At 59.5% G+C, this 21,079-nt stretch carries 24 protein-coding genes; 12 read left to right on the forward strand and 12 right to left on the reverse strand.

Going from position 1 to position 21,079, the window contains the following annotated elements; all coding sequences use genetic code 11:
* Positions 1-37: 37 nt before the first annotated feature.
* The 9 genes from cmoB to QLG10_RS18210 all read right to left on the reverse strand — a co-directional run bounded on the left by cmoB (position 38) and on the right by QLG10_RS18210 (position 8,051).
* Positions 38-994 carry a tRNA 5-methoxyuridine(34)/uridine 5-oxyacetic acid(34) synthase CmoB gene (gene cmoB / locus QLG10_RS18170; RefSeq protein ID WP_188265062.1) on the reverse strand — a complete coding sequence of 319 codons (957 nt, stop codon included), beginning with the start codon at positions 992-994 and terminating at the stop codon, positions 38-40.
* Complete coding sequence (gene cmoA, locus QLG10_RS18175) at positions 991-1,770, reverse strand: carboxy-S-adenosyl-L-methionine synthase CmoA (protein ID WP_177411559.1); 780 nt, start codon at positions 1,768-1,770, stop codon at positions 991-993. Before cmoA ends, cmoB begins: the two co-directional genes overlap by 4 nt.
* A gap of 145 nt (positions 1,771-1,915) precedes the next feature.
* The gene (locus QLG10_RS18180) at positions 1,916-2,374 is read right to left on the reverse strand and encodes a hypothetical protein (protein WP_282487784.1); all 459 of its coding nucleotides are present in this window, start codon (positions 2,372-2,374) and stop codon (positions 1,916-1,918) included.
* A 171-nt stretch (positions 2,375-2,545) separates the two neighbouring features.
* The gene (locus QLG10_RS18185; RefSeq protein WP_282487785.1) at positions 2,546-3,181 is read right to left on the reverse strand and encodes a lysoplasmalogenase; all 636 of its coding nucleotides are present in this window, start codon (positions 3,179-3,181) and stop codon (positions 2,546-2,548) included.
* A 2-nt stretch (positions 3,182-3,183) separates the two neighbouring features.
* Positions 3,184-3,576 (reverse strand): protease inhibitor I42 family protein, encoded by a 393-nt coding sequence (locus tag QLG10_RS18190; RefSeq protein ID WP_110755150.1) that lies wholly within the window; start codon positions 3,574-3,576, stop codon positions 3,184-3,186.
* 137 nt (positions 3,577-3,713) lie between these two features.
* Entirely contained in the window at positions 3,714-4,100 is a 387-nt protein-coding gene (locus QLG10_RS18195; RefSeq protein ID WP_282487786.1) for a hypothetical protein, read from the reverse strand.
* A gap of 168 nt (positions 4,101-4,268) precedes the next feature.
* Positions 4,269-6,686 carry an endopeptidase La gene (lon, locus tag QLG10_RS18200; protein WP_110755148.1) on the reverse strand — a complete coding sequence of 806 codons (2,418 nt, stop codon included), beginning with the start codon at positions 6,684-6,686 and terminating at the stop codon, positions 4,269-4,271.
* A 184-nt stretch (positions 6,687-6,870) separates the two neighbouring features.
* Positions 6,871-7,374 carry a L,D-transpeptidase family protein gene (locus QLG10_RS18205; RefSeq protein WP_188265066.1) on the reverse strand — a complete coding sequence of 168 codons (504 nt, stop codon included), beginning with the start codon at positions 7,372-7,374 and terminating at the stop codon, positions 6,871-6,873.
* A 125-nt stretch (positions 7,375-7,499) separates the two neighbouring features.
* Positions 7,500-8,051 carry an NUDIX hydrolase gene (locus QLG10_RS18210; RefSeq protein WP_020795633.1) on the reverse strand — a complete coding sequence of 184 codons (552 nt, stop codon included), beginning with the start codon at positions 8,049-8,051 and terminating at the stop codon, positions 7,500-7,502.
* Between the two features lie 147 nt (positions 8,052-8,198).
* On the opposite strand from QLG10_RS18210, the gene QLG10_RS18215 reads away from it, so the two are divergent.
* The 5 genes from QLG10_RS18215 to purT all read left to right on the forward strand — a co-directional run bounded on the left by QLG10_RS18215 (position 8,199) and on the right by purT (position 11,464).
* Complete coding sequence (locus tag QLG10_RS18215) at positions 8,199-8,798, forward strand: CoA pyrophosphatase (protein ID WP_110755146.1); 600 nt, start codon at positions 8,199-8,201, stop codon at positions 8,796-8,798.
* 55 nt (positions 8,799-8,853) lie between these two features.
* On the forward strand, positions 8,854-9,378 hold the full coding sequence (locus QLG10_RS18220) for a gamma carbonic anhydrase family protein (RefSeq protein WP_188265067.1): 525 nt from the start codon (positions 8,854-8,856) through the stop codon (positions 9,376-9,378).
* On the forward strand, positions 9,375-9,590 hold the full coding sequence (locus tag QLG10_RS18225; RefSeq protein WP_282487787.1) for a DUF1289 domain-containing protein: 216 nt from the start codon (positions 9,375-9,377) through the stop codon (positions 9,588-9,590). Before QLG10_RS18220 ends, QLG10_RS18225 begins: the two co-directional genes overlap by 4 nt.
* A 125-nt stretch (positions 9,591-9,715) precedes the next feature.
* The gene (locus tag QLG10_RS18230; RefSeq protein WP_020795637.1) at positions 9,716-10,183 is read left to right on the forward strand and encodes a hypothetical protein; all 468 of its coding nucleotides are present in this window, start codon (positions 9,716-9,718) and stop codon (positions 10,181-10,183) included.
* Between the two features lie 99 nt (positions 10,184-10,282).
* Positions 10,283-11,464, forward strand: a complete 1,182-nt coding sequence (purT, locus tag QLG10_RS18235) for a formate-dependent phosphoribosylglycinamide formyltransferase (RefSeq protein ID WP_110755142.1) — start codon at positions 10,283-10,285, stop codon at positions 11,462-11,464.
* Between the two features lie 107 nt (positions 11,465-11,571).
* Here the strand turns inward: purT and QLG10_RS18240 are convergent, their stop codons facing one another.
* The 3 genes from QLG10_RS18240 to ccsA form a co-directional block, all read right to left on the reverse strand.
* Positions 11,572-12,885 (reverse strand): MFS transporter, encoded by a 1,314-nt coding sequence (locus tag QLG10_RS18240; protein ID WP_188265069.1) that lies wholly within the window; start codon positions 12,883-12,885, stop codon positions 11,572-11,574.
* Positions 12,886-13,147: 262 nt separating this feature from the next.
* A complete protein-coding gene (locus tag QLG10_RS18245) occupies positions 13,148-14,401 on the reverse strand; it encodes a transporter associated domain-containing protein (RefSeq protein WP_282487788.1) in 1,254 nt (417 codons plus the stop codon).
* A 12-nt stretch (positions 14,402-14,413) separates the two neighbouring features.
* Entirely contained in the window at positions 14,414-15,226 is an 813-nt protein-coding gene (gene ccsA / locus QLG10_RS18250; protein WP_110755139.1) for a cytochrome c biogenesis protein CcsA, read from the reverse strand.
* Between the two features lie 195 nt (positions 15,227-15,421).
* On the opposite strand from ccsA, the gene ffh reads away from it, so the two are divergent.
* From ffh to dsbC, 7 genes are all read left to right on the forward strand, one after another.
* A complete protein-coding gene (ffh, locus tag QLG10_RS18255; RefSeq protein ID WP_020795642.1) occupies positions 15,422-16,798 on the forward strand; it encodes a signal recognition particle protein in 1,377 nt (458 codons plus the stop codon).
* A 249-nt stretch (positions 16,799-17,047) separates the two neighbouring features.
* The gene (gene rpsP / locus QLG10_RS18260) at positions 17,048-17,299 is read left to right on the forward strand and encodes a 30S ribosomal protein S16 (RefSeq protein ID WP_003198088.1); all 252 of its coding nucleotides are present in this window, start codon (positions 17,048-17,050) and stop codon (positions 17,297-17,299) included.
* Between the two features lie 5 nt (positions 17,300-17,304).
* Positions 17,305-17,841: a ribosome maturation factor RimM gene (rimM, locus tag QLG10_RS18265; protein ID WP_020795643.1), complete on the forward strand. Its 537-nt coding sequence runs from the start codon at positions 17,305-17,307 to the stop codon at positions 17,839-17,841.
* A 2-nt stretch (positions 17,842-17,843) separates the two neighbouring features.
* A complete protein-coding gene (trmD, locus tag QLG10_RS18270; RefSeq protein ID WP_188265071.1) occupies positions 17,844-18,596 on the forward strand; it encodes a tRNA (guanosine(37)-N1)-methyltransferase TrmD in 753 nt (250 codons plus the stop codon).
* 45 nt (positions 18,597-18,641) lie between these two features.
* Positions 18,642-18,992 (forward strand): 50S ribosomal protein L19, encoded by a 351-nt coding sequence (gene rplS / locus QLG10_RS18275; RefSeq protein WP_003175895.1) that lies wholly within the window; start codon positions 18,642-18,644, stop codon positions 18,990-18,992.
* A gap of 99 nt (positions 18,993-19,091) precedes the next feature.
* On the forward strand, positions 19,092-19,988 hold the full coding sequence (xerD, locus tag QLG10_RS18280) for a site-specific tyrosine recombinase XerD (protein ID WP_110755138.1): 897 nt from the start codon (positions 19,092-19,094) through the stop codon (positions 19,986-19,988).
* Between the two features lie 250 nt (positions 19,989-20,238).
* The gene (gene dsbC, locus QLG10_RS18285) at positions 20,239-20,970 is read left to right on the forward strand and encodes a bifunctional protein-disulfide isomerase/oxidoreductase DsbC (RefSeq protein ID WP_034149004.1); all 732 of its coding nucleotides are present in this window, start codon (positions 20,239-20,241) and stop codon (positions 20,968-20,970) included.
* Positions 20,971-21,079 lie beyond the last annotated feature (109 nt).

Genomic DNA, 21,079 nt, shown 5'->3' on the forward strand with positions numbered 1-21,079 from the left:
CCCACATTTGATCTTCATCGGCAGGGGCGGCGGGGGGTTATTTGCGGGCGACGATGACAGCCCGCATCGGCGCCGGCAGGCCTTCGATGGTCTTGCTGTGATCTTGCGGATCGAGGAAGTCGCTCAGCGACTGATACTTCATCCATTCCGTGCCGCGCTGTTCCTCAACCGTAGTCACGCTCACGTCCACGCATTTCACATCAGTGAACCCGGCACGGCGCAGCCACAACTCCAGCGCCGGCACCGACGGCAGGAACCATACGTTGCGCATCTGCGCATAACGGTCTTCCGGCACCAGCACTTGATGTTTGTCGCCTTCGACCACCAGCGTCTCCAGTACCAGTTCGCCGCCCTTGACCAGGCAATCCTTCAGCGCCAGCAAGTGCTCGATCGGCGAACGGCGGTGGTAGAACACACCCATCGAAAATACGGTGTCGAAGCCTTCCAGGTTCGGCGGCAGGTCTTCGAAAGGAAATGGCAGGTGCCAGGCATTCGGCTCGGCCAGGTAACGTTGCACCGCCTGGAACTGGCAGAAGAATAACCAGTTGGGATCGACACCGATTACGCTGTCGGCCCCTGCGCCGAGCATGCGCCACATGTAGTAGCCATTGCCGCAGCCGACATCGAGGATGCGCTTGCCCTTGAGGTCCAGGTGCGGGGCGACGCGCGACCACTTCCAGTCCGAACGCCATTCGGTGTCGACATGCACGCCAAACAGATCGAAGGGGCCTTTGCGCCACGGCGACAAGCCCATCAGCGCGGTGCGCATCTTCGCACGGGTTTCATCGTCGCAATCGGTGTCCAGCTTCAAACCGTTCAACAGGTCGATTTCGCTTGGCTGGATCTGAGGCAAGGCATCCAGCGCGCTTTGCCAGCGCTCCAGGTCGCCGTGACCTTTCTCCATTTTCTTGTCGAGTTGCGCCTGCAGTGTGTTGGCCCATTCGGCCAGCGGTGTGCCAGCCAGGCGGCGGGCGAGGGGGGACAGATCAATCATGGCAAGGCAATCAACGAGGCAAAGTTAAGACACTGGAACCACGGCACGACTTTCGAGAACCCGGCGGCCAACAGGCGTTCGCGGTGTTCTTCGAGGCTGTCGGGCTTCATGACGTTTTCGATGGCGCTGCGCTTCTGGGCGATTTCCAGTTCGCTATAGCCGTTGGCGCGCTTGAAGGCGACGTGCAGATCGGTGAGCAAGGCGTGCTCCTGCTCGTCTTCAAACCGCAGTTTTTCCGAGAGAATCAGTGCACCACCGGGCAACAGGGACTGGTGGATGCGCGACAGCAGCGCGCTGCGCTGATCCGGAGCAATGAATTGCAGGGTGAAGTTCAGCGCCACCACCGAGGCAGGCTGGAATTCGAGGGCGAGGATGTCACCTTCGATCACTTCCACCGGCAGCAACTCCTGGAACATCGAGTCCTGGCCGTTGAGGTACTCACGGCATCGTTCGACCATTGCCGCGGAGTTATCCACAGCGATGACACGGCAGCCGTCAGTGCGCACATGTCGACGCAGCGCCTGAGTCACAGCGCCCAGGGACGAGCCGAGGTCGTAGAGCACAGTGTTGGGCTGGGCGAATTGTGCGGCAAGCACACCGAGGTTTTCGACAATGGTCGGATAACCCGGCACCGAGCGCTTGATCATGTCCGGGAACACCCGCACCACGTCCTCGTTGAAGGCGAAGTCAGGCACCTGGGCCAAAGGCTGGGCGAAAAGGCGATCGGATTCTTTGCTCACGGCGGTTCCGGCGGTGTCGGTGGAAAAGGCCGGCATTTTAGCCAAGTTGGCGCGGGGATGCGCGGGTTGTCTGATAAACCGACGGGACTGACGCTTTGCTCGCCCCCACGCTCACACAGCGGCTGATACCCATCACGCTATCGGAACACACGAACGACACGGCTCCGTCGGTTACCTGTATTCAAGCTTCCACAGAAAAAGCAAATTTGGCTTGGGATACAAACTCACGGTTTTGTTTGTCCTTGAAGCTGACATTGAATGTGCCGGAGTATTCTTGCTTGTCAGCGTTAACGACCAGATTCATTGCGCCCTTGAATGCCCAGTAACTGGTGTAAGTCGGGAATTTTTCAGTCAAGGCGATTTCTATCCGTTGATCCGGTGAGTTTAATTCGTAGTAACCGGTTTCGATGTTTTTAGGGATGTAGATATCGAAAGCGCGGTCTTCAGGGGTGTCTTTTTCTCCCGCTTTGAAAACAGCCAATATTTCCCGGGAGCCGACGCTGATGTAAAACTCCTCTGAGTTGAACTCCTCGCGATCCTGAAAGGTGGCACTCAGATAATTTTTCTGACAGCACTGGCGGAATTTCATTTCAACATGGATGCGACTGTCGACAAAACTTCTTCGTTGCTGGATATCCATGGGGCCTGTCTCTTCAAGGATTGTTGGAATCTTGAATGTACGGCCTGCGAGCGGTCCGGGCGACTATTCGAACTAACAGGTTTCAAAAGACATTAATGACAATGTATGAATTGATCGTTCCCACGCTCTGCGTGGGAATGCCGTCCGGGACGCTTTGCGTCCCTTCGCGATCTAACGCAGTTTTTGATCGAACGCCGATGCCGTGATGCCCCATTGCCCCAGCCAATAACTGAGGATGATCACGTACGGCGCCGCATCAAACGGCACCACAAAGCGGCTGATACCAATCACGCTATCGGAAAACACGAACGCCACGGCTCCGGCTGCCGCAAGCAGCGCCGAACGCTTGGGCACATCGGTACCCAGGCGCGCCAGTGAGCGCCAGAGCATGGCGCTGATCGCCAGGCCATAGACGATCACCGGAATCAGCAAAGGCCCGAGATCGTGGGCAATCAGTATCCCCAGCAGAACCGCGCCGACCCCGAGGGCCAAAACCAGTGGCAACAGGGCCAACCGTCTGCAGTCCGTTAAATAAGCTTTCAGATAAGCCAGGTGGGCGACGAGAAACGCCCCGAGGCCGAACACAAACAAATCCCCCGGCCATGCCAGCAACACGTCGCCGACCAGGGAGAAAATCAGTCCAAGACTGATCCAGCGCCGATACTCGCCGGGTGGTGCGTCGTGCAGCCAGCCGAGCAGGGCCAGGACAGGCAGCGGCTTGACCAACAGGCAGAGCAGCGCAGCGTGCACGCTCAGGCCATAGAGAAAAGTCACTGCGCCCATCAGCGCCAGAATCAGCCAGCCCATGGTCAGTTGACCGAAATGGCGCAGTCGAAAGCGTCCACCGGAAGCACTTCCGGTGCCCAAGGTTGTTGCGAGGTCAAGCGTAAGCGTCCAGTGCCGGGGGCGAACGCCTGGAATCGCCAGGTCGAAACGCCGGCAGCACCCACGACGCCGGCATCTTCCGGGTTGCTGTAGACCTCAGGGCTGAGCGCGCGCAACACGCCACCGGCCGAGTCCTGGATCGACCAGCGGTAACCCGTAGTCGGATTGCTGGGCAGGGTCAGGATCAGGTTCTGTCCGCTGGTGAGCTGCACCGGGCATTCGCTTTGTTTTTCCACGGTCACGTTGTGTTTCGATTGCGTGGCACAGGCGGCCAGCAAGGCGAGGGCGAGGGGAACAAGCAGGCGGGTGGGGGACATGGGGTCAGCGGCTCCGGCATTCACGACGAACGGCGAGCATAACTGAAGATGAGACAAAATGTGACCAGAGCCGGGTCGAGGAACTGCTAGCGTACAGGCTCTGGCGTCAGTGGTGCGCATATAAGCGGATTAAGTATCTACTCGCTGACGTCGAGCTCACATTGAATGGATTGACCGCCACCAAACAGTAAGTCGAACGATAACTTGTGCTGTTTAGTGAGGTGGTTGAGAGTGGCAGTGTATGTCCCGCTAATGGCATAAGCCAATCCGCTTTCAGTTTGGTAACTCACTGACTTTAGCCATGATTGAGGATCAAACGTTTGCTCCCCGCCAGGGGTGTTGGGATCGATAAGAACTGTCATTATTTTTTGGTTCGAGCCCGCAAAATCGATATAACCGTTAATTTCCATGTTAAGTCTTTCGTGCGTTATATAAATTTGGTCGGTATAGAATTTTTCTTCTTTGATAGTCCATTCGAAATAACCGCTAGCCTTCGTCCCGCGCTGAGTATTATCAGTCGACATAATGTGCTCGTCCCTTGAAGATGGTCGGGTAGTCGAGTGACAGGCTAGGACATTAATAATGGGTTTGACACTGTCATTAATGACAGTTTTTTATATCCGATCGCGATAGCTGTTCAGAAAATCATGTGTGAAGTGGCCAGAGCAGGCTCTGGCCACTTCAGCGTGTGACTAGAACAACACCTTCGCCACATCCGCAAATCGCTTGGCAAAGTGCACGGTAATCCCTTCCTTGAGGTAGTCCGGCAGTTCTTCAAAGCTGCCACGGTTGGGCTCCGGCAAGATCAGCTCGAAAATCTTCTGCCGCCGCGCTGCAATCACCTTCTCCCGAACCCCGCCAATCGGCAGTACATGCCCGGTCAACGTCAGTTCGCCGGTCATGGCCACGCCTTTTTTCGGCGGCTGGTTGCGTGCGAGCGACAACAGGGCACTGGCCATGGTCACGCCAGCGCTCGGGCCGTCTTTTGGAGTGGCGCCTTCCGGCACATGGAGGTGCACGAAGGCTTCGTCGAAGAATTTCGGATCACCGCCAAACGACTTCAGATTGGAGCTGACGTAGCTGTAGGCAATTTCCGCGGACTCTTTCATCACCTCGCCCAGTTGCCCGGTGAGCTTGAAACCGCGATTGAGGGTATGAATGCGCGTGGCTTCGATCGGCAGGGTTGCACCGCCCATGCTGGTCCAGGCCAGGCCGGTGATTACTCCCGTCCCGGACAGTACTTGTTCATTACGGAATACGGGTTTGCCCAATGAAGCTTCGAGGTCTTTCGGACCAAATTTGATCGCCGCGCCTGGATCTTCGAGCAGCTTCACCACGGCTTTACGCACCAGTTTGCCGAGATTTTTCTCCAGCTGGCGAACGCCGGCTTCACGGGCATAACCGTCGATCAGCGCTCTGAGGGCACTGTCGCTGATGCTCAGGCTGCCTTTCGAGACCCCGGCCTTCTCAAGCTGTTTGGGCCATAGGTGGCGTTTGGCGATGGCGATTTTCTCTTCGGTGATGTAACCCGACAGGCGGATGACTTCCATCCGGTCCAACAGGGGGCCGGGAATCGAATCCAGGGTGTTGGCGGTGCAGACGAACAGCACCTTCGACAGGTCCAGGCGCAGGTCCAGGTAGTGGTCGAGGAATTCGACGTTCTGCTCCGGGTCGAGGGTTTCCAGCAACGCCGAGGCCGGGTCGCCCTGGTAGCTTTGGCCCATCTTGTCGATTTCGTCGAGCATGATCACCGGGTTCATCACTTCGACGTCTTTCAGCGCTTGCACGAGTTTGCCCGGCATCGCACCGATGTAGGTACGGCGGTGCCCCTTGATTTCCGCTTCGTCGCGCATGCCGCCGAGGCTGAAGCGGTAGAACGGTCGACCGAGGGATTCGGCGATGGATTTGCCGACGCTGGTCTTGCCCACGCCCGGCGGTCCCACCAGCAGCACGATGGAGCCGCTGATTTCACCCTTGTAGGCACCGACCGCGAGGAACTCGAGGATGCGGTCCTTGATATCGTCGAGGCCGGCATGGTGGTTGTCCAGCACCTTGCGCGCGTGCTTGAGGTCCAGCTTGTCCTCGCCGTACACACCCCAAGGCACCGAAGTCGCCCAGTCAAGGTAGTTGCGCGTGACCGCGTACTCCGGTGAGCCGGTCTCGAGGATCGACAGCTTGTTCATCTCCTCTTCGATGCGCTTCTGCGCCTGCGCTGGCAGCACCTTGCCGGCCAGCCGTTGCTCGAATTGTTCGATGTCGGCGCTGCGATCGTCCTTGGTCAGCCCCAGCTCCTGCTGGATGACCTTGAGTTGTTCCTTGAGGAAGAATTCGCGCTGATGTTCGCCGATCTTGCGGTTCACCTCGGCGGAAATCTCTTTTTGCAGGCGTGCGACCTCGACCTCCTTGCGCAGCATTGGCAGGACTTTTTCCATGCGCTTGAGCATGGGCACGCAGTCGAGCACTTCCTGCAGTTCGCTGCCGGTCGCCGACGTCAGTGCGGCGGCAAAGTCGGTCAACGGCGATGGATCGTTGGGGCTGAAGCGGTTGAGGTAGTTCTTCAGCTCTTCGCTGTACAGCGGATTGAGGGGCAGCAGTTCCTTGATCGCATTGATCAGCGCCATCCCGTAGGCCTTGACCTCGTCGGTCGGCTCGGTGGGCTGGTGCGGGTACTCGACTTCCACCAGGTACGGCGGGCGGTGGTGCTTGAGCCAGGTCTTGAGGCGCACACGGGTCAGGCCCTGGGCGACGAATTGCAATTTGCCGTTTTCGCGACTGGCGTGATGCACCTTGACCAGGGTGCCGTAGAGCGGCAGCGCCGAGGTATCAAAATGGCGCGGGTCTTCCTGGGGCGTGTCCATGTAGAACAGGGCCAGGGAGTGATGCTCGGATTTGGCGACCAGGTCGAGGGTTTCAGCCCAGGGTTCTTCATTGACGATGACCGGCAGCACCTGGGCCGGGAAGAAAGGGCGGTTGTGAATCGGAATGATGTAGACCTTATCCGGCAGGTTCTGGCCGGGCAGGGCGAGGCCCTTGCCGGTGTGGTGGTGTTCGGCGTGTTCCGGGTCGGCGTATTCGCTGGGGTCTTCGGGGAATGCTTGCTGGTCGCTCATGGGGCACCTGCGCAATGGGGTATGGGTCTTAGATGGGGCAGGCCGAGGGTGGTTTCAATGGGGGAGGGGATATTCGGGGAGCGTTCAGGATCTGGACAGGTCCTGGGGATCAGTCTGTAACACGCATGGCGCGCAGGGCAAAACGGGCAGCGTTCCCACGGTATGGGAACGCTCATTCGTCAAATCAAGGGCGAATCTCGATCATCGTGCCGTCCGGTACCAGGTTCCAGATTTCACGCATGTCCATGTTGCGCATGGCAATGCAACCGTCGGTCCAGTCCAGGGTGTGGAACAGGTGCTCGGGGTTTTCCTCGGTGTCGGGGGTGCCGTGGATCATGATCATGCCGCCGGGATCGACGCCTTCACGGCGTGAGCGGGCGGAATCAGTGATATTCGGGTAGGAAATGTGCATCGCCAGGTTGAAGCGGTCGCTGACCTTGCGCCAGTCGATCCAGTAGAAACCTTCTGGTGTGCGTTTGTCGCCTTCCATCAGCTTGGGGCCCTTGGGCCGTTTACCCAGGGAAATGCGATAGGTCTTGAACGGCTTGCCGTCATTGATCAACTGCAATTGATGGGCCGACTTGAGAACCAGGATTTTCTCGATGACCTTGCCATCCAGGGGCTCCATGGCAGTAGCCTGGGACACCGTGATGAACGACAAGCAGAACAGGGCAAGCAACCAGCGCATTGAAACGATTCCCCAAGAGGTGTCGCGACCATATATCTATTTATAGGTGTTTTTGCAGGCGCTGCCGAAGGTCCGGGCCGAGTTCGGACGATCTGTGTGCGCCGGGTGATGATACCAAGATGACATCAAGTGATGACAGACTGAACCAGCGGCGGGATTGATTCGGACCGCACGGGATAGACTTCGGTCTTCCGGTCAGCGAAGAAGCATTCTAAGGTACGGCCCACCGTGCGGAAAGCCAGCTCGTCCCAAGGGATGTCGGCTTCGTCGAATAGTTGCACCTCCAGGCTCTCTATACCGGCGGCAAAATCCAGGTCCGCCAACTCGGCGCGGAAGAACACGTGCACCTGGCTGATGTGCGGCACATCGATCAACGTATAGATGCTCAGGTTGCGCACTCGGGCGCAGGCTTCCTCGGCCGTCTCGCGAATGGCCGCCTGCTCGATGGTCTCACCGTTTTCCATGAAACCGGCGGGCAGGGTCCAATAGCCCCGGCGCGGCTCGATGGCGCGGCGGCACAACAGGACCTGGGTGCCCCAGGTCGCGACGCAACCGGCGACGATGTTGGGGTTCTGGTAGTGAATGGCGTGACAGCTGTCGCAGACAAAACGCAGGCGTGAATCGCCCTCGGGAATGCGTTGGGTCACCGGGTTGCCGCACTGACTGCAAAATTTCATGCTTGGGTTCCTGAATGCTGCGCCTATCTTGGCGTGCGGTGGTGGCTGTCGGCAAGTTGTCGTTTCGCGACATGCCACTGTCCGGGGGGTTGGGCGACCGGAGCGATTGGTGCATGATGCAGGGTAAGGCACTGATCGAGAACACTCATGCTGGACGAGCTACTGCATCGGGTAAGTCACCACACACCGCGTACGTTGGAGACCGACCGACGTTTCCCAGAGGCCGCCGTCCTGGTGCCGATCACCCGCAGTGACGAGCCGGAACTGGTATTGACCCTGCGCGCCAGCGGGCTGTCGACCCATGGTGGCGAAGTCGCCTTTCCCGGTGGTCGCCGCGACCCTGAAGACCCCGACCTGGTTTTTACCGCGCTGCGCGAAGCCGAAGAAGAAATCGGCCTGCCACCGGGCCTGGTCGAAGTGATCGGACCGCTGAGCCCGTTGATCTCCCTGCACGGCATCAAGGTCACACCTTATGTCGGGGTGATTCCGGATTTTGTCGAGTACCGGGCCAACGATGCCGAGATCGCCGCCGTGTTCAGTGTGCCCTTGGAGTTCTTTCGCGAAGACCCGCGCGAGCACACCCATCGCATCGATTACCAGGGACGAAGCTGGTACGTGCCGAGTTATCGCTATGGTGAATTCAAGATCTGGGGCCTGACGGCGATCATGATTGTCGAGTTGATCAATCTGCTCTATGACGCGAAAATCAGCCTGCATCTACCACCTAAAAGCTTTATCAATACCTGAAGCCATCACTCGAATGGCTTGAACACGCCGCTGCCTGAGCCTTGAGGACAACAAGATGAAATACCGCCTGGGCGACGCCCGTGTCGAGACCCATCCACAGAGCTGGGTCGCTCCCAACGCCGTGCTGGTGGGCAAGGTCAAACTGGAAGAGGGCGCCAACGTCTGGTTCAACGCCGTGTTGCGGGGCGACAACGAGCTGATCCTGATCGGCAAGGACAGCAACGTCCAGGATGGCACCGTGATGCATACCGACATGGGTTACCCGCTCACCATCGGCACCGGCGTGACCATCGGCCACAACGCCATGCTGCACGGCTGCACCGTGGGTGACTACAGCCTGATCGGTATCAATGCGGTGATCCTCAACGGCGCGAAAATCGGCAAGAACTGCATCATCGGCGCCAATTCGCTGATCGGCGAAGGCAAGGAAATACCCGACGGTTCGCTGGTCATGGGTTCCCCCGGCAAAGTGGTGCGCGAGCTGACCGAACAGCAGAAAAAGATGCTGGAGGCCAGCGCCGCCCACTATGTGCATAACTCACAGCGCTATGCACGCGACCTGGCTGAGCAGGAAGAATGAGCACTCCCGAACGCCCGGTTGCATCGCCTTGTGTGAATATCTGCGCACTGGACGACGATGACATTTGCACGGGCTGTCAGCGCACGGTAGAGGAAATCACCCGCTGGAGCCGCATGAGCAACGACGAGCGCCGCACGGTGTTGGCGTTGTGCCATGAGCGGGCCAAGGCCAGTGGGTTGGTGTGGATGATCGGCAAGACACCCGGCCGATAAGATCAAAAGATCGCAGCCTGCGGCAGCTCCTACATTTGATCCCGTGTAGGAGCTGCCGCAGGCTGCGATCTTTTGATTTGGCGTTTGGTTGAAGTACCCTGTGCGCCAAATTGACAGGTGCCTCCATGTTCTTCCTGATCGCCTATATCGGCAGCGTCGTGCTGATCAACTACGCCTTCTCCACTGCCCCGCACCTGGACATCATCTGGTCGGCCTGGGGCGGCCTGGTGTTCGTGTTGCGCGACATGGTGCAAATCCGCTTCGGTCACGGCGCAATCGCGGCGATGTTGGCGGCGCTGGTGTTGTCGTACATCACCTCCGATCCCTCTATCGCCCTGGCCAGCGCCACGGCATTTGCCGTGTCGGAGTGCATCGACTGGCTGGTGTTCAGCATCACCCGGCGCCCGTTGCACGATCGACTGTGGATAAGTTCAGCCCTGAGCATTCCGCTCGATACGTTTATCTTCTTCGGCATGATCGACGCGCTGACCCCGGGGGTGATTCTCACCGCACTGGGGTCCAAGTTCGCCGGCGTCACGGCGGTATGGCTGATCATGGCCTGGCGCTTGCGCAAGCAGGCACTCGTCAGCTGAAGCCAAACCCTGCGGTTCATGTAAAATGCCGCGCTTTCTCCCCATGGGAAGCGCGCCAGGCGCCGCATCCCTCGATGATCCGCTTCTTGAGGACTTGAGATGACCCGTATCGGAACTCCATTGTCGCCCACCGCGACCCGCGTATTGATGTGTGGCTGTGGCGAACTGGGTAAGGAAGTGGTGATCGAGCTGCAACGCCTGGGCGTTGAAGTGATTGCCGTGGATCGCTACGCCAATGCGCCGGCCATGCAGGTGGCGCATCGCAGCCACGTGATCAACATGCTTGATGGCGCGGCACTGCGCGCGGTCATCGAAGCCGAGCAGCCGCACTTCATCGTGCCGGAAATCGAAGCCATTGCCACCGCGACCCTGGTGGAACTGGAGTCCGAAGGCTTCACCGTGATCCCCACCGCGCGGGCCGCACAGCTGACCATGAACCGCGAGGGCATCCGTCGCCTGGCCGCCGAAGAGCTGGACCTGCCGACCTCGCCTTACCACTTCGCCGACACCTTCGAGGATTACAGCAAGGCCGTCGAAGACCTCGGTTTCCCCTGCGTGGTCAAGCCTGTCATGAGCTCGTCGGGCAAGGGCCAGAGCCTGCTGCGCAGCGTCGATGACGTGAAGAAGGCCTGGGATTATGCCCAGGAAGGCGGTCGTGCCGGTAAAGGCCGGGTGATCATCGAAGGTTTCATCGATTTCGATTATGAGATTACCTTGCTGACCGTGCGTCACGTCGGTGGCACCACCTTCTGTGCACCGGTCGGTCATCGCCAGGAGAAAGGCGATTACCAGGAAAGCTGGCAGCCTCAGGCCATGAGCCCGGTGGCGCTGGCGGAATCCGAGCGCGTGGCCAAGGCGGTGACAGAGGCCTTGGGTGGCCGTGGCCTGTTTGGCGTCGAGCTATTCATCAAGGGTGATCAGGTGTGGTTCAGCGAAGTGTCGCCGCGTCCGCACGACACCGGTCTGGTGACGTTGATTTCACAGGACCTGTCGCAATTCGCCCTGCATGCACGGGCGATCCTGGGGCTGCCGATTCCGCTGATCCGTCAGTTCGGCCCGTCGGCTTCGTCGGTGATCCTGGTGGAAGGGCAGTCGACCCAGACCGCGTTTGCCAACCTGGGTGCAGCGTTGAGCGAGCCGGATACGGCATTGCGTCTGTTTGGCAAGCCTGAAGTGAATGGCCAGCGCCGGATGGGTGTGGCGCTGGCGCGGGATGAGTCGATCGAGGCGGCTCGTGCCAAGGCAACCCGCGCATCCCAGGCAGTTGTGGTAGAGCTCTAACCGCGGCGCGGCATTCGCGAGCAGGCTCGCTCCCACATTGGATCGGTGTACACCAGAACCATGTGGGAGCGAGCCTGCTCGCGAAGCTTCTGATCGTTCCTACGCTCTTATGAGACTCGATTCAGGTCGTTATTGCGCGTTTCCTTCAGGCACAGCACGGCGATCAGGCTCAGCACCGCCGCCCCCGACACATACCCGCCGACGTAACTCAGTCCGCCCATCGCCACCAGTTTCTGCGCAAAGAAAGGTGCCGCCGAAGCCCCGACGATCCCGCCCAGGTTGTACGCTGCCGAGGCGCCGGTGTATCGCACGTGGGTCGGGAACAGCTCTGGCAGCAGCGCGCCCATCGGCGCAAACGTCACGCCCATCAGAAACAGTTCGATGCACAGGAACAGCGCCACGCTCCAGGTCGAACCTTGCGTCAGCAGAGGCTCCATCAAAAAGCCCGAGAGGATCGCCAGCACACCGCCGACGATCAGCACCGGTTTGCGCCCGTAACGGTCGCTGGCCAAGGCTGAGAGCGGCGTGGCCGCGGCCATGAACAGCACCGCGAAGCACAGCAGGCCGAGGAAGGTTTCGCGGCTGTAGCCGAGCGTCGCCACGCCGTAACTCAGCGAGAAAACGGTCGAGATGTAGAACAGCGCATAACACACCACCATCGAACCGGCCCCCAGCAATACCGGTACCCAGTATTGGCTGAACAGTTCCACCAGCGGGATCTTCACCCGTTCCTGGCGCGCCATGGCGTTGGCGAACACCGGTGTTTCGTGGAGTTTGAGTCGCACGTACAGGCCGACCATCACCAACGCCGCGCTGAGCAGGAACGGAATCCGCCAGCCCCAGGAGCGGAACTGTTGATCATCCAGCGTCATGGCCAAGGTCAGGAACAGGCCGTTGGCCGCGAGGAAGCCGATGGAGGGGCCCAATTGCGGGAACATGCCGAACCAGGCGCGCTTGCCCTTCGGGGCATTTTCCGTGGCGAGCAAGGCGGCACCGCCCCATTCGCCGCCCAGTCCCAGGCCCTGGCCGAAGCGCAGCACGCACAGCAGGATCGGTGCCCAGGCCCCAATACTGTCGTAACCCGGGAGCACGCCGATCAGCGTGGTGCACACACCCATCAACAACAGGGAGGCCACGAGGGTCGATTTACGGCCGATGCGGTCGCCAAAGTGCCCGAACAACGCCGAACCCAGCGGTCGTGCCAGGAAGGCGATGCCGAATGTGAGGAAGGCCGAGAGCATCTGGGCCGTGCCGGAGGTCTGTGGAAAGAACACCGGGCCAATCACCAGCGCGGCTGCGGTGGCATAGACGTAGAAGTCGTAGAACTCGATGGCCGTGCCGATGAAGCTCGCGGTGGCCACGCGGCTGGCGGAGTTCACCGGTGCGGGTGTGGCGTCGTTGTAGGTCGTGCTGGTCGTCATGCGGTAATCCCTGACTGTCATGTGCCCCAGTGGAGCGAATTATTATGGTCGGTTACCCAGGGATGTGGGTGCAGGCGCGGGTCGCCGTTCCAGGTCGGAGCAGGCGTCGGTTTGTAGCGGGCGTGTCTGATGGTCAGGCCGGAACTTGCGATGTGCAGGGTAAGCACGGGACGGCGAGGCTTGGGTAAGCCGTTCGATTATAGGAAGGTGGCTAACGATTCAACAAGTGCAAAAAAGATCGCAGCCTGCGATCTTTTAACGGTTATTGGACTGATGCAACTGCCGGTACAGAACTGTTGTGCCAGATCAGCACCCGCGTGACACGGTTGTCCTCGGTTTCGAGAATTTCCAGGCGATAGCGGCCGATTTTCAGGCATACCGGACAGTCCGGGATGGTTTCCAGCGCTTCGGTCACCAGGCCGTTCAGGGTTTTCGGGCCGTCGCTGGGCAGGTGCCAGCCGAGGCTCTTGTTCAAGTCGCGGATCGAGGCGGCACCGTCGATCACCAGGCGGCCATCGGCCTGTGGATGGATGTGTGGGTTGTCCTGGCTTTGCTGGCTTTCGAATTCACCGACGATTTCTTCGAGAATGTCTTCGAGGGTGACGATACCCAGGACTTCGCCATATTCGTCGACCACCATGCCCACGCGCCGCTGTTGCTTGTGGAAGTTCAGCAATTGCAATTGCAGCGGGGTGCTTTCAGGGACGAAGTAGGGTTCGCGACAGGCCGCCAGCAAGGCTTCCAGGGTCAGGCTGCCGTCGGGTAGCAAATGGCCGATTTGCCGGGTATTGAGCACCGCTTCCACTTGGTTGATGTCGCTGTGGAACACCGGCAGGCGGGTGCGCTGGTTGTGGCGCAGTTGCTCGATGATGTCTTCGATCGGGTCGTCGAGGTTGATCCCGTCGACCTCGCTGCGCGGCACCAGGATGTCGTTGACCGTGATGTTATCCAGTGCATGGATGCCCGGCAGCGCGTGCGGACGGCTGACAGCATGCTCTTGATGGCCGTGAGGGTCGTGCCGCGGCGGTACGGGCTCGTCTTCGCTCTGTTGCACGACATTGGCTTTGCGAGCGAACGGGCGCAACAGCAACTGGCTGATGGCATTGAGCAGCCACGCTGCCGGATATACAAGCTTCAGGGGGATGGCCAGCAAGTTGTTGCCCAGGGCCAGGATTGCGTCCGGATGACGGGTGGCGAGGGCTCGCGGCAGGTAGTCGGCCAGGATCAACAGAAGGGCGCCGGCGCCCGCACACGCCAGCCACGGGCCGTTTTCAGCCCAGGTAAAAATCGCCAGCAGGGTACAGATGACCATGACCAGGGCGCGGCACAGGGTATTGCAGAAGATCAGGCTGACAAGGGGGAAGCTCAACCTGGCCAGCGGTTTGTCGCTGGCGCGCGATGCATTGCGCTGGGCCAGCAGGTGCTGCTGCGCGGCTTCTATGGCAGTAAACAGCCCCGACCACAATATCAGCAAGGCTACTACTGCAAGCATCGGCCCTATGGGCAAGTCGTCCATTATTGCCGCCCGTCAGATGTGCAGGATGTATTCACGAACCAGCTTGCTGCCGAAATACGCCAGCATCAACAGGCAGAAACCGGCCAGGGTCCAGCGAATGGCCTTGTGACCTCGCCAGCCAAGGTGGTTACGGCCCCAGAGCAGCACGCTGAAGACGATCCAGGCCAGGCAGGCCAGCAGGGTCTTGTGCACCAGGTGCTGGGCGAACAGGTTGTCGACAAACAGCCAGCCGGAGATCAGCGACAGCGACAACAGTGTCCAGCCGGCCCAAAGGAAGCCGAACAGCAGGCTCTCCATGGTTTGCAGTGGCGGGAAGTTCTTGATCAGCCCGGAGGGATGCTTGTGCTTGAGTTGATGATCCTGGAGCAGCAGCAGTAGCGACTGGAACACTGCAATGGTGAACATGCCATAGGCGAGGATCGACAACAGGATGTGGGCGAGAATGCCTGGCTCCTCGTCGATGATTTGCACAGTACCGGTGGGTGCGAACTGTGCCAGCAGCGCGGTCAATGCACCCAGGGGGAACAGCAGCACCAGCAGGTTTTCCACCGGAATGCGTGAGCAGGCCAGCAGCGTCAGGGCGATGACCGCAGCGGCAATCAGGCTGGCGGCACTGAAAAAATCCAGGCCCAGGCCAATCGGGGTCAGCAGGTGGGTCACCAGGCTGGCGCTGTGGGCCAGCACCGCCAGCACGCCGAGCGTAACCAGCAGGCGCTTGTTGGCCTTGGCTCCGGTGGCCAGGCGAGTGCCTTGATAGAAGGTCGCAGCGGCGTATAAGCAGGCGGCGGCGAGGGTAGCAAGCAAACTGGGTGACAAGGGGAGCATAAGTCCTGTTAGGCAAGCCCGAAAGGCGCTGAGTTTGGCATAGAACCCACGCGACACGAAAGTGCGAGGTGTCCGCCAGACGCAGTCTTCGCTATAATCCGCGACCTGCCCACGCCGCAGGCTCGCCGAGCACACGTTTAGTCCGGTCTGGGCCGCCATTATCCCGGTCTACACAGGGCCTGAAAGGATCGCGCAATGTTTGAAAACTTAACCGACCGTCTCTCGCAGACGCTGCGCCATGTCACCGGCAAGGCGAAGCTGACCGAAGACAACATCAAAGACACCCTGCGCGAAGTGCGCATGGCGTTGCTCGAAGCCGACGTCGCCCTGCCGGTGGTCAAGGACTTCGTCAATTCGGTCAAGGAACGCGCTGTCGGCACCGAGGTGTCGCGCAGCCTGACGCCGGGCCAGGCCTTCGTGAAGATCGTCCAGGCCGAACTCGAAAGCCTGATGGGCGCGGCCAACGAAGACCTGAACCTGAGCGCCGTGCCGCCAGCGGTCATCCTGATGGCCGGTTTGCAGGGTGCTGGTAAAACCACCACCGCCGGCAAACTTGCGCGCTTCCTTAAAGAGCGCAAGAAAAAGTCGGTCATGGTCGTGTCCGCGGACGTTTATCGCCCAGCGGCGATCAAGCAGCTGGAAATGCTCGCGGGTGAAGTCGGTGTTACCTTCTTCCCGTCCGACCTGAGCCAGAAGCCGGTCGCGATCGCGCAGGCGGCTATCAAGGAAGCAAAACTCAAATTCATCGACGTGGTCATCGTCGATACCGCCGGCCGCCTGCACATCGATGAAGAGATGATGGGTGAGATCAAGGCGTTGCACGCCGCGATCAATCCGGTCGAAACATTGTTCGTGGTCGATGCCATGACCGGCCAGGACGCCGCCAACACGGCCAAGGCCTTCGGCGATGCGCTGCCACTGACCGGCGTGATCCTGACCAAGGTCGACGGCGACGCCCGTGGCGGTGCCGCCCTGTCGGTGCGTGCCATCACCGGCAAGCCGATCAAGTTCATCGGTATGGGTGAGAAGAGCGAAGCGCTCGACCCGTTCCACCCGGAGCGTATTGCCTCGCGCATCCTCGGCATGGGCGACGTGCTCAGCCTCATCGAGCAGGCGGAAGCGACCCTCGACAAGGACAAGGCCGACAAGCTGGCCAAGAAGCTGAAGAAGGGCAAGGGCTTCGACCTCGAAGACTTCCGTGACCAGCTGCAACAGATGAAGAACATGGGCGGCCTCGGCGGCCTCATGGACAAACTGCCGAACATGGGCGGTGTGAACCTGGCGCAAATGGGCAATGCCCAGAGCGCGGCAGAGAAACAGTTCAAGCAAATGGAAGCCATCATCAACTCCATGACCCCGGCCGAGCGCCGTGACCCTGAGCTGATCAGTGGTTCGCGCAAGCGTCGTATCGCCATGGGTTCCGGCACCCAGGTGCAGGACATCGGTCGCTTGATCAAGCAGCACAAGCAGATGCAGAAGATGATGAAGAAATTCACCGCCAAAGGCGGAATGGCCAAGATGATGCGCGGCATGGGCGGTATGTTGCCCGGCGGCGGCATGCCAAAAATGTAAAGAATTCGCGCAAGGGCTTGCTCTTGCGCAGCCCACACGGACGTGGGATTCACAGCAAACCCGCACTTGGCGGGAGCTGACCGGCCGTTTTTACCGACGGCTCTATAGCAAATCTTGATGGCGGCCGAAAGGCAGCCGGAAAAAGTCATTTGCAAAAGTCCGGATATTCCTTAGAATATGCGGCCTTTCGGGCACCCATGCCCGCTGTGCCTTTAGATTTGCAGCACCGACTACAGGAACGATGTTCACATGCTAACAATCCGTCTTGCCCTTGGCGGCTCCAAAAAGCGCCCGTTTTACCACTTGACCGTAACCGACAGCCGCAACCCGCGCGACGGTTCGCACAAGGAACAGGTTGGTTTCTTCAACCCTGTTGCTCGTGGTCAAGAAGTTCGTCTGTCCGTGAACCAAGAGCGCGTAGCCTACTGGCTGAGCGTTGGTGCACAACCTTCTGAGCGCGTTGCTCAGTTGTTGAAGGAATCTGCTAAGGCTGCGGCCTGAGCAATATGAACGCGACGCCAGCTGCTGCTGATGATTTGATCGTTATCGGCAAGATTTACTCGGTTCACGGCGTTCGCGGCGAAGTGAAGGTGTATTCCTTTACTGATCCGATTAAGAACCTGCTGGATTACAAAACCTGGACGCTCAAGCGTGACGGCAATGTAAAGCAGGTAGAGCTGGTCAGCGGACGCGGGAACGACAAGTTCCTGGTCGCAAAGCTCAAGGGTCTTGATGATCGTGAAGAAGCGCGTCTTCTGGCCGGTTATGAGATCTGCGTGCCGCGCAACCTGTTCCCTGAATTGACCGACGGCGAGTACTACTGGTACCAGCTGGAAGGTTTGAAGGTCATCGATACCCACGGGCAACTGTTCGGGAAAATCGATCATCTTCTGGAAACCGGCGCCAATGATGTAATGGTGGTCAAGCCTTGCGCTGGCAGCCTGGATGATCGCGAACGCCTGTTGCCCTATACCGAGCAATGCGTGTTGGCCGTCGACCTGGCCGCAGGTGAGATGAAGGTGGATTGGGATGCGGATTTCTAAGCGTGGCTAATTTGCGCGTAGAAGTGATCAGTTTGTTTCCCGAGATGTTCTCCGCCATCAGCGAGTACGGCATCACCAGTCGGGCGGTGAAACAGGGGCTGTTGCAGCTCACCTGTTGGAACCCGCGAGACTACACGACGGATCGACATCACACTGTGGATGATCGCCCTTTTGGCGGTGGTCCGGGCATGGTGATGAAGATCAAGCCCCTGGAAGATGCTCTGGTCGAGGCCAAGGCAGCCGCCGGGGAGGGAGCGAAGGTGATTTACCTGTCCCCCCAAGGCCGTCAACTGACTCAGTCGGCGGTACGCGAGTTGGCGAATCTGGATGCATTGATCCTGATTGCCGGTCGTTATGAAGGCATTGACGAGCGTTTTATTGATGCTCATGTCGATGAAGAGTGGTCGATTGGCGACTATGTACTGTCTGGCGGCGAGCTGCCGGCGATGGTCCTGATCGATGCGGTTACACGACTGCTGCCTGGAGCTTTAGGGCATGCGGACTCCGCCGAGGAAGATTCCTTTACGGATGGTTTGCTGGATTGCCCGCACTACACCCGACCGGAGGTGTATGCGGATCAGCGTGTTCCCGACGTATTGCTAAGTGGCAATCACGCGCACATCCGGCGTTGGCGTTTAAAGCAGTCCCTTGGTCGGACCTTTGAACGACGCGTCGATCTTCTGGAAAGCCGCTCGCTTTCTGGAGAAGAGAAGAAGCTGCTCGAGGAATACATCCGCGAGCGGGACGATAGTTAACAACGTATCGATGGTAGATCCGACGATTTACCTTAGGAGCACAGCATGACTAACAAAATCATCCTTGCACTCGAAGCAGAGCAGATGACCAAAGAGATCCCTACCTTTGCCCCGGGCGACACCATTGTCGTTCAGGTGAAAGTGAAGGAAGGCGACCGTTCGCGTCTGCAAGCGTTCGAAGGCGTTGTAATCGCCAAGCGTAACCGCGGCGTTAACAGTGCATTCACCGTGCGTAAGATCTCCAACGGTGTTGGCGTAGAGCGTACTTTCCAGACCTACTCCCCGCAAATCGACAGCATGGCTGTCAAGCGTCGCGGTGACGTACGTAAAGCCAAGCTGTACTACCTGCGTGACCTGTCGGGTAAAGCAGCTCGCATCAAGGAAAAACTGGCTTAAGTCCAGCTTCCGATGCAGAAAAAAGCAGCCTACGGGCTGCTTTTTTGTTGCCCGCGATTTATCTTCGTTGACCGTGTTGCCGGTCCCACCTGAGCCTTTATGCCCGCCATCGATCACCCCCTGATAGACCAGTTCCTCGACGCTCTCTGGCTGGAAAAAGGCCTGTCCGACAACACCCGCGATGCCTATCGCAGCGATCTGGCCCTGTTCAACGGCTGGCTGCAGGAGAAGGGCCTGGAACTGGTCAATGCCGGTCGAGAATTGATTCTCGATCACCTGGCCTGGCGTCTGGAACAGAACTACAAACCCCGATCCACGGCGCGATTTCTCTCGGGTGTGCGCGGCTTTTATCGCTATCTGCTGCGGGAAAAGCTGATCGCCATCGATCCGACCTTGCGCGTGGACATGCCGCAGTTGGGCAGGCCCTTGCCCAAATCCCTGTCGGAAGCTGACGTCGAAGCCTTGCTCAAGGCGCCGGATTTAAGCGAAGCCATCGGCCAGCGCGACCGCGCCATGCTCGAAGTGCTCTATGCCTGTGGCCTGCGGGTGACAGAGCTGATCAGCCTGACGCTGGAGCAGGTCAACCTGCGCCAGGGCGTGTTGCGGGTGATGGGCAAGGGCAGCAAGGAGCGGCTGGTGCCGATGGGCGAGGAGGCGATTGTCTGGGTCGAACGTTATCTGCGCGATGGTCGCGGCGAGTTGCTCGGCGGGCGGCCCAGCGATGTGCTGTTCCCCAGCCAGCGCGGCGAGCAGATGACCCGCCAGACGTTCTGGCACCGGATCAAGCACCAGGCCAAGGTTGCCGGGATCGGCAAGTCGCTGTCGCCGCACACCTTGCGCCATGCGTTCGCCACGCATCTGCTCAACCACGGTGCGGACCTGCGGGTGGTGCAGATGCTGCTCGGCCACAGCGACCTGTCGACCACGCAGATCTATACCCACGTCGCCCGGGCGCGTTTGCAGGACCTGCACGCCAAACACCACCCTCGAGGCTAATGTTGTCCCCTGTGGGAGCGAGCCTGCTCGCGAATGCGGTGGACCCGCTACACCATCTTTGGCTGGCACACTGCTTTCGCAAGCAGGCTCGCTCCCACAGAAAAACGGTCTGCGATGCCTTGTATCACCGGGAGTCGGCCACGCGAGCCTTATGTGGTAGGCTTTGCCGGTTTGCACGATGGGCGTTTATGACCCGGTGTTTCGGCACGGGCGTTCTGAGCGTCCCATTTGTCCGCCTTCAGGAGTTCTCATGCGTCTGACCCAGATTTTCGCCGCCGCCGCCATTGCGTTGGTCAGCACCTTTGCCGTCGCCGATGACGCGGCCGATAAAGCCATTCGTAAAAGCCTGGAAAACCTCCAGCTCGAAGTTCCGGTGGAAAGTATTTCCGCCAGCCCGCTGCCGGGCCTGTATGAAGTCAAGCTCCAGGGCAGCCGCGTGCTGTACGCCAGTGCTGACGGCCAGTACGTCGTCCAGGGCTACATGTTCCAGCTCAAGGACGGCAAGCCGGTCAACCTGACCGAGAAGACCGAACGCCTGGGCGTTTCCAAACTGGTCAATGCGATCCCTGTCGCGGAAACCGTGGTGTACCCGGCCATTGGTGAAACCAAGTCGCACATCACCGTGTTCACCGACACCACCTGCCCGTACTGCCATAAACTGCACGCCGAAGTGCCTGAACTGAACAAGCGCGGCATCGAAGTGCGCTATGTTGCGTTTCCGCGCCAGGGCCTGGGTTCGCCGGGTGACGAGCAGTTGCAGGCGGTCTGGTGCTCCAAAGACAAGAAAGCCGCCATGGACAAAATGGTCGATGGCAAGGAAATCAAGGCCGCCAAGTGCGATAACCCGGTGTCCAAGCAGTTCGCCCTCGGCCAGTCGATTGGTGTGAACGGCACACCGGCCATCGTTTTGGCGGACGGTCAGGTCATTCCGGGCTACCAGCCAGCGCCACAAGTCGCCAAACTGGCGCTGGGCGCCAAGTAATTCTAGTCAGCCTTTGACGCGTGTGGTCCGACGGCAGCTCAGTCGGGCCATCAATAGTGAGCCGCGAGCATGCGGCTGTTTTCACGGCCGGCCTCGAGTCGGCCGTTTT

Source organism: Pseudomonas sp. V98_8, from assembly GCF_029967975.1.
Taxonomy (GTDB): domain Bacteria; phylum Pseudomonadota; class Gammaproteobacteria; order Pseudomonadales; family Pseudomonadaceae; genus Aquipseudomonas; species Aquipseudomonas umsongensis.

Bases quoted from the DNA above. Each gene is read 5' to 3' on its own strand.
- lon (WP_110755148.1), bottom strand. From the start codon at position 6,686: ATGAGCGACCAGCAAGCATTCCCCGAAGACCCCAGCGAATACGCCGAC.
- QLG10_RS18245 (WP_282487788.1), bottom strand. From the start codon at position 14,401: ATGGACGACTTGCCCATAGGGCCGATGCTTGCAGTAGTAGCCTTGCTG.
- QLG10_RS18180 (WP_282487784.1), bottom strand. From the start codon at position 2,374: ATGGATATCCAGCAACGAAGAAGTTTTGTCGACAGTCGCATCCATGTT.
- rpsP (WP_003198088.1), top strand. From the start codon at position 17,048: ATGCTAACAATCCGTCTTGCCCTTGGCGGCTCCAAAAAGCGCCCGTTT.
- cmoA (WP_177411559.1), bottom strand. From the start codon at position 1,770: ATGCCGGCCTTTTCCACCGACACCGCCGGAACCGCCGTGAGCAAAGAA.
- QLG10_RS18190 (WP_110755150.1), bottom strand. From the start codon at position 3,576: ATGTCCCCCACCCGCCTGCTTGTTCCCCTCGCCCTCGCCTTGCTGGCC.
- ccsA (WP_110755139.1), bottom strand. From the start codon at position 15,226: ATGCTCCCCTTGTCACCCAGTTTGCTTGCTACCCTCGCCGCCGCCTGC.
- QLG10_RS18210 (WP_020795633.1), bottom strand. From the start codon at position 8,051: ATGAAATTTTGCAGTCAGTGCGGCAACCCGGTGACCCAACGCATTCCC.
- ffh (WP_020795642.1), top strand. From the start codon at position 15,422: ATGTTTGAAAACTTAACCGACCGTCTCTCGCAGACGCTGCGCCATGTC.
- QLG10_RS18240 (WP_188265069.1), bottom strand. From the start codon at position 12,885: ATGACGACCAGCACGACCTACAACGACGCCACACCCGCACCGGTGAAC.
- QLG10_RS18205 (WP_188265066.1), bottom strand. From the start codon at position 7,374: ATGCGCTGGTTGCTTGCCCTGTTCTGCTTGTCGTTCATCACGGTGTCC.
- QLG10_RS18225 (WP_282487787.1), top strand. From the start codon at position 9,375: ATGAGCACTCCCGAACGCCCGGTTGCATCGCCTTGTGTGAATATCTGC.
- QLG10_RS18195 (WP_282487786.1), bottom strand. From the start codon at position 4,100: ATGTCGACTGATAATACTCAGCGCGGGACGAAGGCTAGCGGTTATTTC.
- rplS (WP_003175895.1), top strand. From the start codon at position 18,642: ATGACTAACAAAATCATCCTTGCACTCGAAGCAGAGCAGATGACCAAA.
- QLG10_RS18220 (WP_188265067.1), top strand. From the start codon at position 8,854: ATGAAATACCGCCTGGGCGACGCCCGTGTCGAGACCCATCCACAGAGC.
- QLG10_RS18215 (WP_110755146.1), top strand. From the start codon at position 8,199: ATGCTGGACGAGCTACTGCATCGGGTAAGTCACCACACACCGCGTACG.
- xerD (WP_110755138.1), top strand. From the start codon at position 19,092: ATGCCCGCCATCGATCACCCCCTGATAGACCAGTTCCTCGACGCTCTC.
- QLG10_RS18185 (WP_282487785.1), bottom strand. From the start codon at position 3,181: ATGGGCTGGCTGATTCTGGCGCTGATGGGCGCAGTGACTTTTCTCTAT.
- cmoB (WP_188265062.1), bottom strand. From the start codon at position 994: ATGATTGATCTGTCCCCCCTCGCCCGCCGCCTGGCTGGCACACCGCTG.
- dsbC (WP_034149004.1), top strand. From the start codon at position 20,239: ATGCGTCTGACCCAGATTTTCGCCGCCGCCGCCATTGCGTTGGTCAGC.
- purT (WP_110755142.1), top strand. From the start codon at position 10,283: ATGACCCGTATCGGAACTCCATTGTCGCCCACCGCGACCCGCGTATTG.
- QLG10_RS18230 (WP_020795637.1), top strand. From the start codon at position 9,716: ATGTTCTTCCTGATCGCCTATATCGGCAGCGTCGTGCTGATCAACTAC.
- rimM (WP_020795643.1), top strand. From the start codon at position 17,305: ATGAACGCGACGCCAGCTGCTGCTGATGATTTGATCGTTATCGGCAAG.